The organism is Methanohalobium sp. (genome assembly GCF_018609725.1).
Taxonomy (GTDB): Archaea; Halobacteriota; Methanosarcinia; order Methanosarcinales; family Methanosarcinaceae; genus Methanohalobium.
Map to the genome: position 1 here is coordinate 16895 of NZ_JAHENT010000109.1, position 16081 is coordinate 32975.

Sequence of the window (16081 nt, forward strand, 5' to 3'; positions counted from 1 at the left end):
TTTATTTTTCAGATATTTGCCTGCGCATTTGTTTAATTGCTTTGGTTGGTGGTACTTTTTTGGGACAAACTGCAACACATTTATATACCAAATCACAACCCCATACACCTGATGGAGAATCCACGATATTATACCGTTGAAGTTTGCTTTTTTCTAACTCCCTCGGGTCTAACTGAAATCTCCATGCTCTGGCAAGCCCTGCAGGGCTTAAATATTTATCATCTCTTGTTGCAGCCGGACATATACCATGACATACCGCACACAGGATACAATTAGTATATTTTTCCAATTTTTTCTGGGTTGCTGGCTCTATCAGATGTTTTTTATCATAATTTTCTTCTGCCGTTATCCAAGGTTGCACTGAATCCACAAGACTGTAGAAATGCTCCATATCAACAACAAGGTCTCGTATTACTCCGAGATTGGGTAACGGTTCAATCAACACCCTATCATTTGATTCTTTACTGGATTGAGGAGAGGTGAGAATCTGGTCGGATTTCAGACTGGATATATCCTCTTTTTTAACATCCCCTACCAGTTTTTTACAGGCAAGTCGAGGCACTTTATTTATAAGCATGGCACAACTACCACATACTGCACCCCTGCAGGCGAACCTGAAACAAAGACTCCCATCCAATTTTTCTTGTATTTCAAATAATGCTTCCAAAACATTCATTCCAGGTTTTTCTTCCACATGGAATGTATCATACCAGATTTTATCATCTTCCTGACGTTTGATGTTTAAAGTAACCATATTGTACCCCAGTTTAATACTCCCTCTTTTCTGAATAGAAACTTGTTATTGTTACATCCTTGTATTCCAATCTGGGACCTTGGGGAGTGTAGTAAGCAATCGTATGTTTTTTCCAGTTGTTATCGTCCCTTTCAATAAAATCAGTACGGTAATGAGCTCCTCTGCTCTCCTGTCTTGCCAGTGCTCCGGTGGCTATAACATGTGCGATATCTACCATTCTTTTCAGTTCAATTGCGTCCAGAAGCTCCAGATTGAAAGATTTAGCTCTGCTCTTTACTTTGATTTTTTGAGCCCTGTATTTTAGATTTTTAAGGTCTTCTATTGCATGTTCAAGGTTTTCATGGTTTCTGAATACACCCACCTTTTCCTGCATAATATTTTTTAATTCATTTCTGACAGTAGCAAAATTTTCACCGGATTCACCAAACAAATCTGAGAGGAAACGTTTCTCATTTTCAAGTTCCTTAATAAGATTTTCATCTTGGGGTATATCTTTATCCTGTATCGATTCTGCAGCATGTTGACCTGCTCTTTTACCGAAAACAAGGGTGTCAAGAAGTGAATTACCACCAAGCCTGTTTGCACCGTGAACACTTATACAGGCACATTCACCCACAGCATACAATCCATCCATAGGTGTTTTTCCATTTATACTCGATAAAATACCTCCCATAGAATAATGCTGACCGGGCTGTACAGGAATCGGTTTTTTTACGGGGTCTACTCCTGCGAAATCCATTGAAATTTCACGTATACCGCTCAATCTCTCCTTTATTAACTGCGGGTCAAGATGTGTAATATCAAGATAAACGTACTCGTTAGAGATGCCTCTTCCTTCATTGATTTCAGTCTGTATGGCTCTTGCTACTATATCTCTTGGCGCCAGTTCTATGGATTCTGGAGCATAGGATTTCATAAAGCGTTGATGGTTTTTATTGTAAAGATAACCACCTTCTCCCCGAACACCTTCAGTAATCAGTATATTGGAATCCCATAATGTTGTGGGATGGAACTGTACAAATTCCATATCCTGTAGAGGCACACCTGCTCTGTAAGCCAGACCTATACCAAAACCCCTGTTGATAATAGAATTTGTAGAGCGTTTGTAGATTCTCCCATATCCACCTGTAGCAATAACTGTTATTTTTGCTTTAAACACGTCAGGTTCTGAATTGAATATATTGATTGCTACAAATCCGGTACATCTACCGCCATCTGTAACCAATCTGGTAACCATCCACTCAGGATAAACTTTGATTCCTGCTTTTAGAACTTGTTCTTGTAAAGTATACAATAGATTATGCCCGGTTTTATCCCCAGCATAGCATGTTCTTGGAAACCCCGCTCCTCCAAACGGTCGCTGGGCTATTTTGCCATCTTGAGTTCTTGAGAAAGAAGTACCCCAATTATCCATCTCAAGTACTATCTCAGGAGCTTCTTTACATAATATTTCCACTGCATCCTGATCGGCAAGATAGTCACTGCCTTTTACAGTATCCCATGCATGAGCTTTCCAGCTATCATCAGCACCCAGAGAAGCATTGATACCTCCCTGTGCAGCCACCGAATGACTACGTATAGGTGAAACCTTTGATATTATAGCTACATCAGCACCCTTTTTATGCGCCTCAAGTGCAGCCCTGAGCCCTGAAAGTCCTCCTCCAATAACAATAACATCATGATATATCATGTTCCCCCACCTGTCATTTTAATAAGGTCAAGTAATTCATCCACCTCACTTTCAACAAGCAAATCCTTTTCAAGTATAACCTGTCGTACTGTTTTACCCTCGTTGTAAGCCAGATAGGCTACCTCTGCGGCTTTTTCATATCCAATTTTAGGAGCAAGTGCAGTTGCAAGTGATAAGCTGGATTTTGCCAGATTTTCACAATGCTTTATGTTTGCAGTGATTCCTTTTAAACACCGGTTGTTAAATGATTCAAGGCCACCAGACATTATCTGTATGGAATCGAGCAGGTTATGTGCCAAAACTGGTGTAAAAACATTCAAATCCATTTGTCCCGACCGGGATGCCATCATTATCGCAGTATCATTTCCCACAACCTGATAACAGACCATGTTAAGCATTTCAGCCATTACAGGATTGACCTTTCCGGGCATTATAGATGAACCTGGTTGTACCGCTGGAAGTCGAATTTCTCCTATAGCTGTTCTGGGACCACTGGAAAAAAGCCTAAAGTCATCTGCTATTTTTATAAGGCTAATAGCAAGTCCACGAAGAGCTGAAGATAGTTCAAGGATAGATTCTGCACTCTGGGTGGCTTCAAAATAATTATCAGCCAACTTGAAATTAAGACCTGTGATACGATTTACTTCTTCTACCGCAAAATATCCAAAATCTTTAGGTGCGTTTAATCCTGTGCCCACAGCAGTACCACCCATGTTCAATTCTGCCAGTCTGTCTATTGAGTTATCTAAACGTTTAATACCCATCTCCAGCATTCTGGTATAACCGCTAAATTCCTGACCCAGAGTAATGGGAACTGCATCCTGAAGATGCGTTCTTCCGGGCTTAACAACATTATTGAATTCAGAGGATTTTATTTTAAAATCATTATAGAGTTGTTTAAGAACCGGTATCAAACTGCTATTAAGAGATTCCATTGCTGCTATATGGATGGCTGTATGTGTTGTATCATTGGATGACTGGGACATATTTACATGGTCATTGGGATGAACTATATCGTATCTTCCTTTTTCATAGCCCAACATCTCCAGTGCACGGTTTGCGATAACCTCGTTTGCATTCATATTCTGAGATGTTCCTGCACCCGATTGGAATGCATCCACTACAAATTGGTCATTTAATTTTCCATCCCTTACCTCAGATGCAGCAGAAATAATCGCGTTTCCTATCTCTGGATTTAATTTGCTCGTCCTGATATTGGATTTTGCAGAAGCCCATTTAATTACAGCTTGAGCCCTGATAAATTCAAAAGGCAATTGATGGTTACTTATTTTGAAATTGATTACAGCACGTGCAGTCTGTGGCCCATAATAGACATCATCAGGTACTTCAACATCCCCCAATGTATCACGTTCTATATGTACCATGAAAACGCCCAAAACCCCTTGTATATAGTAACAATACCTATATTGTTACATTATTATATATTTGCTGTCTACCCTTAAAATACTGTTATAAATGTATAAGAGTGTTTTAAAGTTTTCAACGATAGTTATAAAGAGCAGCTGTTTACAAACAATTATTATAAAGAGTCTGCATTAGATAAATGAAATGATAAATAAGGGAGTTTTTCTATGCAAAAGTTTTCATTAAAAGATTATATGGTAGAACCTGAAGGAAAAATTGCAAAGCGTGTAATTTACAATGATAAGAATACACTGGCTTTCTTATTAAATATAGCATCTGGTCAATCACTGCCCAAACATACCCATTTTGATTGTACTGTACTTTTACAAGTAATTAAAGGCGAAGCAATGGTTAATGTTGATGGTGAATCAGTATCTATGAATGAAAGTGAGTTGTTACAAATAGATGGGTCTGAGGAGATGTCTGTTGATAATACAGGACAAAATGTACTTACTCTATATGTAACAATATCTCCACAACCACCATCAGAAAATTATTTAGTCGACGCTGACTTATAAACTATATTAAAATTTTTCTCTAATATAGTTTAATTTTTTTTTGCAAAATTAGTTGCACACTATCTGGACTTTTCAAAAGACAATATTTTCTATAGTGTTATAAACCCACTAACCTAAAATAAATGCCGTGAACTACACCTGAGCTAAAGACTCAGGTGCTTCCTGTTTCATCCTTTTCCCTTATGGGAACAAGTCCACAGGCTCTACCCCTCGTTCCGAAGGTGCTTATGTTCCTATTAGATTTTGCTTATCTAATGCAAATTTTTTAATGTTAACTGATGCATTGATGTCTCTATCATGGTCAGTCTTACAGATAAAGACTGTGATTTCGTCTATGTCTCACTATCACACGGGACCCATCTTGGGTACAGTTTCGAGGATTTAGTTGATAGGAATATATTCGATTTTATCCACCCTGATGATTTAGATTATATTAAAAATCTGTATTCTGAATTTCTACAGACATTAGAACCTGTAACATTAGAGTGCAGGTTCCGCCACTCAAACGGTCATTATGTCTGGTTAGAGACAAGTGCCAATATTGTCTATGACGATTACGGTGATATCAAATATTTTGTTTTAAATAGTCGTGATATAACCGAACGCAAAGAAACTGAAGAGAAATTAAAATATAAAGATGAAATATTAGAACTTGCTTTAAACAGCGCCTCTTTAGCTGTTTGGGACTGTGATATAAAAAATAAAGAGTTGTATTTCAGTAAACAATTTTCTAAACTCTTAGGCTTTGGCAATAAAGAATTGGTACTTGATACACAGACATGGTGGAATCTAATACATCCTGATGATGTAAATAGTGTATCAAAAGCGTTAAATGATTATTACGATGGGAGAACAACTGTTTTCGAAAGTGAATACCGTTTTAAGGATAACTCTGGAAAATGGTTGTGGTTACTTGACAAAGGAAAAATAACTAAAAAAGATGATTCAGGAAATTCAGAAAGATTGACAGGCGTTATTTTAGATATAACAGATAAAGTCAAGAGAGAAGAAAATATTCGGGAATATGCAAACAAAATAAAAGATTCAAAAATTACAAGAGAAAAAGAACTCCACCACAGGATTAAAAATAACCTCCAGGTGATTTCCAGTTTGCTCAATCTTCAATCAGAAAAATTTGAAGATGAAGATGTGGTTGAAGCTTTTAAAGATACACAAAACCGTGTTATATCAATGTCTTTCTTGCATCAGAAACTGTATCAGACAAATAATTTAGACAACCTAAATTCAAAAGATTATATTAAAGAGCTTGTAAGTTATCTGACAAACCTGTATAATAAGAACAAGATTGACCTAAATATAGATGTCCAGAATTGCTATTTTGGAATTGATATTATCATACCGCTCGGGATGCTAATTAATTAAATTGTTTCTAATTCTTTAAAATATGCTTTCCCTGAAGGTGAATATGGCAAAGTAGATATTCAACTCTATAAAAATTACAAAGGATGTCATACACTGATTATAGCCGATAATGGCAGGGGTTTATCTGAAAATATAGATATTAGAGATTCAGAAACTCTTGGTTTTCAGCTTGTGAGCAGTTTAGTGGATCAGATTAATGGTTGTTTTGATATATATTCAGATAATGGTACAATGTTTATTATCGAATTCAGCGGTTAATTGATTATTCCATTAGTTTGTTTTATGTTATACTTAATCCAATAACAGGCCAATAGGTTAGAACCATAACTATAAAAACTATCCAAGAAGTAAAATTTAGTATTAATCCAGGGATTAATACATCTTTTATTTCATAATATCCTGAAGAATAGGCGATGGCATTTGGAGGGGTTCCCATGGGTAAAATGAAAACCAACCCTGATGGGATTGCTATCAGATAAACCATCGCTATAGGATTAATCCCTATCACATCACCCAGACTGAAACCTATGGGTACCAAAATAGCAACAGCTGCCGAATTGCTAATACCTTCAGTAAGAAACTTGGCAATTAATGATATGATTAGTACCAGCAATATAGGTGTCAATACGAATCCATTAATAACTCCATTTGCTATCCATTGAGCTGCTCCTGTGTATGATAGCGCTGAACCTATTGATATGGCTCCACCATACATTAAAATTATACCCCAGTTAACATCTGATTCTATATCTTCCCAGTTTAGAATATTAAAAATGAACAACGCAACCGAACCTATAACTGCAATAGCAGCCAGTCCAAAATTATGACCAAAAACTATCCATGCTATTATAGTTGAAAAAACTATAATAGCGGTTTTTGTTTCATATTCGTCCATCTTACCGATATTGTTTATTTCTTCCTTGAGAGCCCATTTTGCAGGCTGTACATCATCCACATCTATTTTAAAAAAATAATTCAATACTACAAAACCAATTATAAGCATAATAAAAACAATTGGAATTGCAGCTACACACCACTCAAAAAAAGAAATGCTCATACCGGTATTTTCTTCAAGCATTCCTATAGCAAGTGGATTTCTTGCACCTCCCAATAAAGTCCCTACACCTCCAATAATCGCACCCCAAGCAAGTGATAGAAAAAGAAAAGTACCGTAGTTACTATTTAAAGGTTCCAAGTTCAAGTTTTCAGCTATGGTCTTTACTACTGGAAACATGATTGCAGCAACCGCATGTTCGGGCATTATAAATGACATTAAAGCAGATGAAAACATAATGCCACCTACCATCTTTTTAGGTGTGTTTCCAAATCTGGTTAGCATCATAAGAGCAATTCTCTTACTGAGCCCGGTTTTCATCATACCAGCGGCTAATATGAAAGCACCTAAAATAAAAAATACTGCCTTGTTTCCAAAAAGTGAAAAAGCATCCTTACTGGACATTACATTGAGTAAAGGTAGCAATACAAGAACAAATAAACCGGTAACAGACAGTGGTAATGCATTTGTAACCCATAATATAATAGCTATTATAAATATACCAAATGTATTTTTACCCTGAACTGAAAGTCCATCTGGTGCAGGTGCAAGAAAGACTAACAGGAGTATAATTAAGCAAAAAAATATTACCGTGTAGCTATGGGTGCTATTTTTTGAATCCATAACGCATATCCTGCAATAAAAGTTTAAATAGTATGAGAATACCAATAATTATCCAATAATCTTTGCTGTCTATTCTGGTTTAATGTATGTCAATTATGAAATTCACAATCGTGAACTTAACAATAAAAACAGTAGTTTATTGCATATAAACCAATCAGAACTTGCAAAATATGCCACAAAAATAAATAAAAAAGCAGTTAAACATTGTTTTAACAATTATTTACAAATTATGTTAGTATTGCAATGCTATTATTACCACATCCTTTACCATTGATATTTTATTGAATTGTTGTTTTTATGCAGGCAAACCGAAACATCGAAATCATTATCTGTTAAAAAGTCCTTTTTAAAGTTGTTTAAAGACAATTTTAAACCATACAAACTTTGTCTTGCGTCTTTAAAATAAAATTTCTCTGTCAGAAGACCCTCATGCTTTAGTCTATTTAAAGCATATCTTACGGTTCTTGAAGGGAGATAACTTTCATCAGCTATCTCTTTTTGAGTCAGGAAACCCCTGTATTCCAGTATTTTAAGCACGAGTTTGGTAGATGGGGGTAGATTTTCTATTGTTTTTTGAAGTTTTTGCGGGTTTACATCGGTTGTTTCATTTATTACTGGTGTATTTACATTATTATCAACAAAAACGATCCCTCATTGATTTCACCATCCTTATGTGATGTAATTCACAATTGTGAATTGTATCTTAAAATCCCTATTATTATATAAAGGTAATGGTGTAAAATCAATTAAGTTATAATGATTTTTATTTGGTGGCATTAATTGCCTTTATCTAAATGTATATAAACAATTACACAAAAATCAACTTAGTGAAAATGAAATATGAAATCGATTTGCAGGGAGAAGTCTGCCCTTACACATTTGTAAAGACCAAATTAAAACTTGAAGAATTAGAAAATAGTGATATATTAACCGTAACCTTTGACCACCCACCTGCAATAAACAATGTATCAAGAAGCGTAAAAAATGAAGGTCACAAGGTACTTGGAATTGACAATATTAACAATATGCAATGGAAGATCCATATAAAAAAGTTGGGTAAAGAACTTTGATTGGATGAAAGTTCTATAATTTATAATTCCTTAATACGTGTTGGTGGAGTATTTTTGGTGAAAAAGTCAAAACAAGAATATCCAAAAATCTATAATAAATTATTACATATTTATAATCATAAAGGATTTCTACAGAGCCAGTAAAGGGTAACTGAAAAACGTATATCGTTACCAATTAAATTAAGCATTTAGTTTATCCTGAATATTACATGGATGAAGCAACAATTAACAGAAATAAATCAGCGATAAATGCGTTAATTATATACAATAAATTTGGATAGACATTGCACCAGAATATAATTTCTAATCACGATTTAATAACCTTAAATAAACGATTAAAAAGCGCAATAAACAATATAAAAAACAGAGAAATAATTTCAAAAGAGAGCAAGAATATAAAAAAAGTAATTCAGAATAAGTTTTTCTATTAAATTGGAATCCATGTTATAATTGTAAATTTTTACCTATATATTTTTAGCACCTATGCAAAATTTACCACATAACACAGCTCTATATAAAGGTCAGATATTATTAATCTTGAAAGTGATTATATGAGCAAAAAAATTAATTTTGAAAGGCTTAAACTCGGTGGGATACTTCCTCAACGCCAAAATGGAGATCTTTATTCAATCCGTCTCCGTATAGTAGGAGGTCAACTAAATTCCAACCAATTAAGGGCACTTGCTGATGCAACTGAGAAATATGGAAGTGGAGAAATACATATAACTTCACGTCAGGGCGTAGAGATATCATATGTACCCATTGATTATGCAGACAAAATGTTAGATGAACTTGAAAACTCGGGTGTTCATCAGGGTGCATGTGGACCGCGTGTGCGTGGAATTGTATCCTGCCAGGGTAACCGTGTCTGTCCACGTGGTTTGATAGATGCTGAGTATATAGCCGGTAAAATAGATGAGAAATATTTTGCTAAAAATTTGCCGAGTAAATTCAAATTTGCAGTCACTGGATGTCCTGCATCCTGTATGAAGCCTCAAGAAAATGACTTTGGAATAATGGGTAGTATAGAACCTAAATGGGTTGGAGAAAATTGTACATTTTGTGGATTATGTGAATCAACTTGCCCCACAGATGCCATAAAAATCGAAGATAATACTATACATATAGACAGAGATAAGTGCAATCTTTGTGGTGATTGTATTTCCATATGCCCTACTGAGGCATGGATAAAAGCAAATTCAGGATATACAATATATGTTGGTGGTAAAGTGGGCAGATTCCCCAAACTTGCAATTAAACTTATAGAAATGGTAGAAGAGGATGAACTTTTCAAAATTATTGATAAAACCTTTAACTTCTATAAAGAAAATGCTCAACCGGATGAAAGATTCAGAAACACTATCGACAGAGTTGGATTTGACAATTACAAACAATCGGTGTTAACTCAAGACCATGACTAATTAAAATTTCCAGTACCAGAGGCTGAAATATGTCCAAAAAAACATTAAAATCATCAGAAGAAATTAATCAATTAGCCGAAGAATTCAATAATGAAAATCCTCAGAAAATCATTTCTTATGCACTTGATAAATATACACCCAATATATCAATATCATTTAGTGGAGCAGAAGACGTAGTTCTTATAGACATGGCTAAAAAAATAAGGGACGATATAAGTGTATTTACTCTTGATACAGGACGACTGTATCCAGAAACCTACCGGTTTATAGAAGAGGTACGAGACTATTACAATATTGATATAGATGTATATATGCCCGACCGTGAATCTACAGAGAAACTTGTGAAAGAAAAAGGGTTGTTCTCTTTTTACGATGATGGGCATAATGAATGCTGCAGTGTCAGAAAAATAGCACCCCTAAAACGAGCACTTGAGGGTCTGGATGCATGGATTACAGGACAGAGAAAAGACCAGAGTCCAAGCCGTTCTAACCTCCCTGTCGTCCAAATCGACCCTGCTTTTGGTGGCGGTGAACTTGTGAAATTTAACCCACTGGCAAACTGGACTCTGAAACAGGTATGGCAGTACATATATGAAAACGATGTCCCCTACAATAAACTCCATGAAAAGGGATACATTAGTATTGGATGTGAACCGTGTACAAGAACCGTCACTCCGGGACAGCATGAACGTGAAGGTCGTTGGTGGTGGGAAGAAGCCACCAAAAAAGAATGTGGCCTTCATTCAGGAAATATTAGAAAATGAATTTATTGTGGCAGTTAATCCTGCCTCTTTAACAAATTCATTAATCCAATCTATTCAAAAAACGGATATCAAAAATATCTTTCTCATCCAGATTCTTTTTTATATAACCAAGGTTTTGTAAAATAGGAACAAACTCCATGGTTGATTTTATGTAACACTTTGTAATTTTTGCTGAATATTTAGGAGACATTTTTAATATCTCATATACAAAATCCGGAGTTACAATACCTACATTATCAGAAATTATTTGAGCTGCATGTTCAGGTTTTTCTTTAATAAATTTACAGGCTTTATCGTGTTTTTCAACAAATGTAAATACAAGCTCTGGATAACTATCAATCAATTCTTGTTTTGCAACAATCCCATAACTGGGATTATTTTTCCATAAATTATCAGGTGTAATTACAGTCTTTGCTTCACAGAACCTTTTAGCCACAACTGCAAGAGAGGGAGTACCTATTGCAACATGAATATCACCATCAGCCATGCTTTCGGGTATCATATCAGCCCATTCATAATTCTTAATGGTTATTTCATTTTCAAATTCTAAATTTCTTAGATATTCCCGAATAATTACATCATGAATAGACCCTTTTGGTGGGCAGGCAATTGTTAATCCTTTAAATTGATTTAAGAATGGTCTATATTCACCATTAAATTCATCCAGTGATTTATATCCGTGAACTGCAATCATTACTGTGCCTTCTACATGACCTCCAGCAATACATTTAATTGACAATCCCTTGTCTATCCCTTTCATAGCAGGTGGTAAACCGATATATCCCAAATCAATCTCGCCTTTTTCAAATGCTTCAACTATTGCAGGACCACCACCAAAAAGGTTCCAGTTTACTTTAATATTTGATTTTTCAAGCCAATCAGTACTCATTAAAACAAATGACGAATGGTACATGGTTGACAGATGACCGATATTCAGGGTTTTGTTCATTAAGTTTTTAACCTCCACTTATTGCTGGAAGTATAGATATCTCATCCGAATCTCTGATTTTAGTTTTTAGGCCTTTTAAGTGTTTAACATCTTCACCGTTTACATAAACATTGATAAACGTTCGAAGTTCACCATTTTGGAATAAACGGTTTTTTAAATCTTTACCAAATATTTCTATTAACTTATTAAACAATTCACTTAACTCAATGTTATCTGCACTAATAATTGTTGATCTTGTTTTTGTAACATCATTCAATACTGAAAAAAATTTTATTTCTACCATTTAATCCCTTATAATTTGTCTATTTTAAATATATAATATCAAAATCAGTGTTTAATTTAAACAAGATAATAATAGTAAATAAATCTAAATCCATTAATCTTGGTAAGTAGGCAAATTTTACCAAGATATAATAACAAAAGAAAAGTTCAATTATTGCCGCAATAATAACATATTTGATATAATATTCGTTTTACTCAAACATATATAATAAACTCTAATGTGACCAGAATGATTGATAAATTTACAGAAGAACAAATAAAGCGATATTCAAGACACATCATAATGGAAGAAGTAGGAGGAGAAGGTCAACAGAAATTATTAAATTCCAAAGTCCTTTGTATAGGTGCAGGAGGGCTTGGGTCTCCCATAATACAGTATTTGGCGGCAGCTGGAGTAGGTACGATTGGTATTGTTGATGATGATGTAGTAGATTTAAGTAATCTACATAGACAGGTGATACATGGGAATAATCTGGGTATATCAAAAGTAGAATCTTCTAAAGAATTTGTTAATAAACTTAATCCAGATGTAGATGTTATAACTTATAATAAAAGATTAAATCCCAATAATATCTGTGATATTATAAAAGAATACGATATCATTGTAGATGGGTCTGACAATTTTTCAACCAGATATCTTGTAAATGATGCCTGTGTACTTGCCAACAAACCTCTATCACATGGTAGTATACTTCGTTTTGAAGGGCAGGTAACAACATTTGTACCCCATGAAGGACCTTGCTACAGATGTATTTTTGAATATGCTCCACCCTCGGATATGGTTCCAAGTTGCCAGGAAGCTGGAGTTATTGGTGTTTTACCGGGTATAATCGGTGTTATACAGGGTACTGAAGTAATTAAATATCTTTTAGGAATTGGCAATTTACTCATTGAACGTATGATATATTATAGTGCGTTAGATATGTCATTTGATGAGATTAAAATCCGTAAAAATCCATCATGCCCTGTATGCAGCCAAAATCCAGAAATCATATCAATAAAACATGAAAACTACATTGAAAACCAACAGTGTTACATTGGCTAAAATGTAAAACTTGAAATGTTAATCATTATAATTCGGCTCTGTAGAAACCCTATAGAAATCGCCGTCAATCAGCAAATACTAACAGATTTTAATCAATATTAAAAAGTACATCTAAAAAGATTACTAATTTCCTTAATTACCCAAATATCAAGGATTTCTACAAAGCCTATAATTCCATGATTTTTAAATCAATAAATAAAAATTAGCCTAATAATGTCTTTAATAGTTGCATTAATCCAAAGGTTATGACTATGAACACTATCCCTGTGACAGTTAGGATGAATATGTTTCTATATACGATATTTTTATCTGAACCTGCCTTAATTCCTAATCCACAGCATCCTCCTTCTGTACTGCAAGCATTGCAATCTGTGGAGTTGTCACAATTTGGGTCTTTGGTAGTGGTTTTATTGTGGGTTTTTAAGGGAAATGTATGTGTATCATATAACATATACTCATCTCCTGTTAACAATCAATATAACTGACAAAATAGCACCAATTATAATCAATGTCCATAATAACATTCCAAATAGCATAGACCCATCTGCAGGGCAATAATATCCATATTCCAACATTTTAACCAATCCTTAAAGTTATTTTTAAGGCTAAATTGATAATCGAACTCACATATTTCGATTCGCAGTCGGAAGAATAACCACTCTGTCACTCAGCCTTCCTCATCAATTCACAATTGTGAACTAATATAGATGTATGATTTTTGGGTATATATAGGTTATGACATGAACAAAATTTGCCTTATTGTTCCTATTTTTATATTCTAAAAAATACCTACCAAAAAATGAATAATATTAAACCTGTATTATTATATAGATAAGTGGTTATATGTTCTATAAATTAACCAAATTTGTTGATAATTTATTGCCTAAATACCCGAACTCTGAATATATACAGGTTATCGTTTACTGTACAAAAGCTAATTTATCATCAGGTGATATATCTAAAAAAATGTGTGATATATCTAAAAAATCCAGTAATAAAGCACCTGAAAAAAATTTAGATATTTGGAATTATAATAACAATCGGTATAAACAATTGTTAAAATGTGATGATTTTTCGGAAATGGAGGAAATATTCGAAGAAGCTGAATATGGTGGAATCCCAGCAAGCTCTATATGCAATACTGATAACGATATCATTTTAATTGCAATCGGACCTGACAAAAAAGAAAGATTATCTGAATTAACAACCAACCTTGAAAATATTTGACCTTTTGTAATTATACTTTTTACGGATATAAATATTTAAATATAACAAGTTAATTCACAATTGTGATTAATAAAAAATAAGGAATGTCAAAATATGACGTACTTAGAACAGGTTTTTACAAAAAGCAATGTCATGCTTGCAGCATTGCTTGTTTTTGTATTGCTTGCGGCTTTGATAACCGTTGGTATGCTGACACCACTTCTGGTGGACTTTTTAACAGGAAACAGCATGAATCTAGATGCCTATTATTTTAACATAAGGGCAGCTCTACCTACTGGAATTCTTATAATTTTGCTTTCAATTTATCTGTTACTTGGAAAAATGAGCGAGAAAAAATTATTTGTCATTGTATCTGGTGTAGTAGTTTTATCCGCTGTTTTTGCGGTCATGTCACCATTTAACAGTTTGCCTGTAGATTTTATAATTCCTGTCTCAGTTCTTGCGATTATTGCTATCTTTTATAATATATTATACTCTGTTACAGGATGGAAATATAATCCATATAAAAACACCCGAAGTATCAGCGCACATATTATTCATCTGGGTCTTGTTCTGATTATGCTGGGTGTGGTTTTAAGCACTGGTTTGACCGTCGAGGACTCCACAGTAGTATCAACCGAATCCAGAGGGTTTTTTGAAGGGCAGGACTACAGTGTGGGTGTTACAAAAATTTCCACACAATTTGAAGGAGAACCGTTCAAATCACATCCGGGTTCATCCTATGTAACTTATATATCATTTGATGTCTATAAAAACGGGGAGTATTTTGATAGTGGTAATGTTAAATCTATCAGGGATTTAAAATGGGATCAATCCTATACCACAACCTATATTGATAGAGGTTTGATTGGTGAATTTTTCCTAACTCCCAAAAGCGTAGACCTTGAGACCGGTAAAGTGAGCCTTTACGCGAGGACTGTACCTTTTATAACACTTATATGGAGCGGTCTATTTTTTATGTCTGTTGGATTTGTAACGCTAATTTTAAGTGGGTACTTGAGAGGTAAAAGATACCACAATAATTGATCATATGGAGTTTTAAATTATGAATATAGGAATGATATTAATCTGGGCATCATTTACACTTTGTCTTGGAGCAGGACTCACATCTATTTTGTATTATCTTAAAGGTTCGGGTTATTTAAAGACCCTGTCACAGAGATTTGAAATTGGTGCTGCGGGTTCGGTCACAGGTGCAGTAATCCTGCTCAGCTACTACCTTTTCCATGTTCAAACCGCCTACAGTTATGTTTATCAGCACTCGAGTGCAGACCTTAGCTGGTATTACCGGTTATCTGCCCTCTGGGCAGGTCAGGAGGGGTCTTTCCTTCTGTGGGGATGGTTTATATTGGTAATACTTTTGGTTTTAAAATATACAATGCATAAGGGTAAACTTTCAAGAACCAGACTGTATGAGCTTACGGTAACCATTTCACTTTTTATTGCATCAGTTTTTTTACTGCTTCTTGTTCTCAAAAACCCGTTTTCAATGTATCATGTTATGCCTTCAGGAACAATAGAACTTACAAACTGGAACCCATTTGTCACAGCATTCCAGGCTCCCTATGGACAGGGAATGAACCCTCTTCTTCGCAACCCCTGGATGGCGATACATCCACCTGTTCTGTTTATTGGTTACGCAGCAATTACTATCCCTTTTGCATCGGCGTTTGCAAGTCTCATACTGGATGATAATCGATGGACAGAAATAGCCACCCACTGGATGAGGGTTTCATGGCTGTTTTTAACACTTGGAATTGGACTCGGAGGATTCTGGGCTTATGAAGTTCTGGGATGGGGTGCATGGTACTGGTCATGGGACCCTGTGGAAACTTCATCTCTTATACCCTGGATAATTTCAACGGCTTATCTGCA

At 34.8% G+C, this 16081-nt stretch carries 18 protein-coding genes; 10 read left to right on the forward strand and 8 right to left on the reverse strand.

Annotation, left to right across the window (positions count from 1 at the left end):
* Position 1: 1 nt before the first annotated feature.
* The 3 genes from QZ276_RS07275 to QZ276_RS07285 are packed head-to-tail and all read right to left on the reverse strand — an operon-like array spanning position 2 to position 3829.
* Complete coding sequence (locus QZ276_RS07275) at positions 2–754, reverse strand: succinate dehydrogenase/fumarate reductase iron-sulfur subunit (protein WP_292486668.1); 753 nt, start codon at positions 752–754, stop codon at positions 2–4.
* 13 nt (positions 755–767) lie between these two features.
* On the reverse strand, positions 768–2444 hold the full coding sequence (locus tag QZ276_RS07280; protein WP_292486670.1) for an FAD-dependent oxidoreductase: 1677 nt from the start codon (positions 2442–2444) through the stop codon (positions 768–770).
* Positions 2441–3829 carry an aspartate ammonia-lyase gene (locus QZ276_RS07285; RefSeq protein ID WP_292486672.1) on the reverse strand — a complete coding sequence of 463 codons (1389 nt, stop codon included), beginning with the start codon at positions 3827–3829 and terminating at the stop codon, positions 2441–2443. Before QZ276_RS07285 ends, QZ276_RS07280 begins: the two co-directional genes overlap by 4 nt.
* 207 nt (positions 3830–4036) lie before the next feature.
* Here QZ276_RS07285 and QZ276_RS07290 point away from each other — a divergent pair, with 207 nt between their 5' ends.
* From QZ276_RS07290 to QZ276_RS11480, 3 genes are all read left to right on the forward strand, one after another.
* Entirely contained in the window at positions 4037–4387 is a 351-nt protein-coding gene (locus QZ276_RS07290) for a cupin domain-containing protein (protein WP_292486675.1), read from the forward strand.
* Between the two features lie 297 nt (positions 4388–4684).
* Positions 4685–5770, forward strand: a complete 1086-nt coding sequence (locus tag QZ276_RS07295) for a PAS domain-containing protein (protein ID WP_292486677.1) — start codon at positions 4685–4687, stop codon at positions 5768–5770.
* A complete protein-coding gene (locus QZ276_RS11480) occupies positions 5771–6028 on the forward strand; it encodes a sensor histidine kinase (RefSeq protein WP_342765714.1) in 258 nt (85 codons plus the stop codon). It begins immediately after the preceding gene.
* Positions 6029–6050: 22 nt separating this feature from the next.
* On the opposite strand, the gene QZ276_RS07300 is transcribed toward QZ276_RS11480, so the two are convergent.
* Both QZ276_RS07300 and QZ276_RS07305 read right to left on the reverse strand, forming a co-directional pair.
* Positions 6051–7448 carry a DASS family sodium-coupled anion symporter gene (locus QZ276_RS07300; RefSeq protein WP_292486678.1) on the reverse strand — a complete coding sequence of 466 codons (1398 nt, stop codon included), beginning with the start codon at positions 7446–7448 and terminating at the stop codon, positions 6051–6053.
* Positions 7449–7712: 264 nt separating this feature from the next.
* On the reverse strand, positions 7713–7985 hold the full coding sequence (locus QZ276_RS07305) for a winged helix-turn-helix domain-containing protein (RefSeq protein ID WP_292486680.1): 273 nt from the start codon (positions 7983–7985) through the stop codon (positions 7713–7715).
* A 296-nt stretch (positions 7986–8281) separates the two neighbouring features.
* Here QZ276_RS07305 and QZ276_RS07310 point away from each other — a divergent pair, with 296 nt between their 5' ends.
* The 3 genes from QZ276_RS07310 (at position 8282) to QZ276_RS07320 (ending at position 10703) form a co-directional block, all read left to right on the forward strand.
* Positions 8282–8518, forward strand: coding sequence for a sulfurtransferase TusA family protein (locus QZ276_RS07310; RefSeq protein WP_292486682.1), 237 nt, complete (start codon positions 8282–8284; stop codon positions 8516–8518).
* A gap of 551 nt (positions 8519–9069) precedes the next feature.
* A complete protein-coding gene (locus QZ276_RS07315) occupies positions 9070–9939 on the forward strand; it encodes a 4Fe-4S binding protein (protein ID WP_292486685.1) in 870 nt (289 codons plus the stop codon).
* Positions 9940–9968: 29 nt separating this feature from the next.
* Positions 9969–10703 carry a phosphoadenylyl-sulfate reductase gene (locus QZ276_RS07320; protein ID WP_292486687.1) on the forward strand — a complete coding sequence of 245 codons (735 nt, stop codon included), beginning with the start codon at positions 9969–9971 and terminating at the stop codon, positions 10701–10703.
* A gap of 40 nt (positions 10704–10743) precedes the next feature.
* Here QZ276_RS07320 and QZ276_RS07325 read toward each other — a convergent pair whose 3' ends face one another.
* The gene (locus QZ276_RS07325) at positions 10744–11652 is read right to left on the reverse strand and encodes an ABC transporter substrate-binding protein (RefSeq protein WP_292486689.1); all 909 of its coding nucleotides are present in this window, start codon (positions 11650–11652) and stop codon (positions 10744–10746) included.
* A 7-nt stretch (positions 11653–11659) separates the two neighbouring features.
* The gene (locus tag QZ276_RS07330) at positions 11660–11935 is read right to left on the reverse strand and encodes a ubiquitin-like small modifier protein 1 (protein ID WP_292486691.1); all 276 of its coding nucleotides are present in this window, start codon (positions 11933–11935) and stop codon (positions 11660–11662) included.
* Positions 11936–12163: 228 nt separating this feature from the next.
* Here QZ276_RS07330 and QZ276_RS07335 point away from each other — a divergent pair, with 228 nt between their 5' ends.
* A complete protein-coding gene (locus QZ276_RS07335) occupies positions 12164–12979 on the forward strand; it encodes a molybdopterin-synthase adenylyltransferase MoeB (RefSeq protein ID WP_292486693.1) in 816 nt (271 codons plus the stop codon).
* Between the two features lie 202 nt (positions 12980–13181).
* Here QZ276_RS07335 and QZ276_RS07340 read toward each other — a convergent pair whose 3' ends face one another.
* Complete coding sequence (locus QZ276_RS07340) at positions 13182–13430, reverse strand: hypothetical protein (protein WP_292486695.1); 249 nt, start codon at positions 13428–13430, stop codon at positions 13182–13184.
* A gap of 392 nt (positions 13431–13822) precedes the next feature.
* Here QZ276_RS07340 and QZ276_RS07345 point away from each other — a divergent pair, with 392 nt between their 5' ends.
* From QZ276_RS07345 to ccsA, 3 genes are all read left to right on the forward strand, one after another.
* Complete coding sequence (locus QZ276_RS07345) at positions 13823–14206, forward strand: peptidyl-tRNA hydrolase (RefSeq protein ID WP_292486696.1); 384 nt, start codon at positions 13823–13825, stop codon at positions 14204–14206.
* A 93-nt stretch (positions 14207–14299) separates the two neighbouring features.
* Positions 14300–15232: a cytochrome c-type biogenesis CcmF C-terminal domain-containing protein gene (locus QZ276_RS07350; protein ID WP_292486698.1), complete on the forward strand. Its 933-nt coding sequence runs from the start codon at positions 14300–14302 to the stop codon at positions 15230–15232.
* A 19-nt stretch (positions 15233–15251) separates the two neighbouring features.
* Positions 15252–16081 (forward strand): cytochrome c biogenesis protein CcsA (gene ccsA, locus QZ276_RS07355; RefSeq protein ID WP_292486700.1); only part of this gene is annotated, 830 nt, incomplete at its 3' end.

Coding starts and splice junctions, on each gene's coding strand:
- QZ276_RS07275 (WP_292486668.1), bottom strand. CDS start 754: ATGGTTACTTTAAACATCAAACGTCAGGAAGATGATAAAATCTGGTAT.
- QZ276_RS07280 (WP_292486670.1), bottom strand. CDS start 2,444: ATGATATATCATGATGTTATTGTTATTGGAGGAGGACTTTCAGGGCTC.
- QZ276_RS07285 (WP_292486672.1), bottom strand. CDS start 3,829: ATGGTACATATAGAACGTGATACATTGGGGGATGTTGAAGTACCTGAT.
- QZ276_RS07290 (WP_292486675.1), top strand. CDS start 4,037: ATGCAAAAGTTTTCATTAAAAGATTATATGGTAGAACCTGAAGGAAAA.
- QZ276_RS07295 (WP_292486677.1), top strand. CDS start 4,685: ATGGTCAGTCTTACAGATAAAGACTGTGATTTCGTCTATGTCTCACTA.
- QZ276_RS07300 (WP_292486678.1), bottom strand. CDS start 7,448: ATGGATTCAAAAAATAGCACCCATAGCTACACGGTAATATTTTTTTGC.
- QZ276_RS07310 (WP_292486682.1), top strand. CDS start 8,282: ATGAAATATGAAATCGATTTGCAGGGAGAAGTCTGCCCTTACACATTT.
- QZ276_RS07315 (WP_292486685.1), top strand. CDS start 9,070: ATGAGCAAAAAAATTAATTTTGAAAGGCTTAAACTCGGTGGGATACTT.
- QZ276_RS07320 (WP_292486687.1), top strand. CDS start 9,969: ATGTCCAAAAAAACATTAAAATCATCAGAAGAAATTAATCAATTAGCC.
- QZ276_RS07325 (WP_292486689.1), bottom strand. CDS start 11,652: ATGAACAAAACCCTGAATATCGGTCATCTGTCAACCATGTACCATTCG.
- QZ276_RS07330 (WP_292486691.1), bottom strand. CDS start 11,935: ATGGTAGAAATAAAATTTTTTTCAGTATTGAATGATGTTACAAAAACA.
- QZ276_RS07335 (WP_292486693.1), top strand. CDS start 12,164: ATGATTGATAAATTTACAGAAGAACAAATAAAGCGATATTCAAGACAC.
- QZ276_RS07340 (WP_292486695.1), bottom strand. CDS start 13,430: ATGTTATATGATACACATACATTTCCCTTAAAAACCCACAATAAAACC.
- QZ276_RS07345 (WP_292486696.1), top strand. CDS start 13,823: ATGTTCTATAAATTAACCAAATTTGTTGATAATTTATTGCCTAAATAC.
- QZ276_RS07350 (WP_292486698.1), top strand. CDS start 14,300: ATGACGTACTTAGAACAGGTTTTTACAAAAAGCAATGTCATGCTTGCA.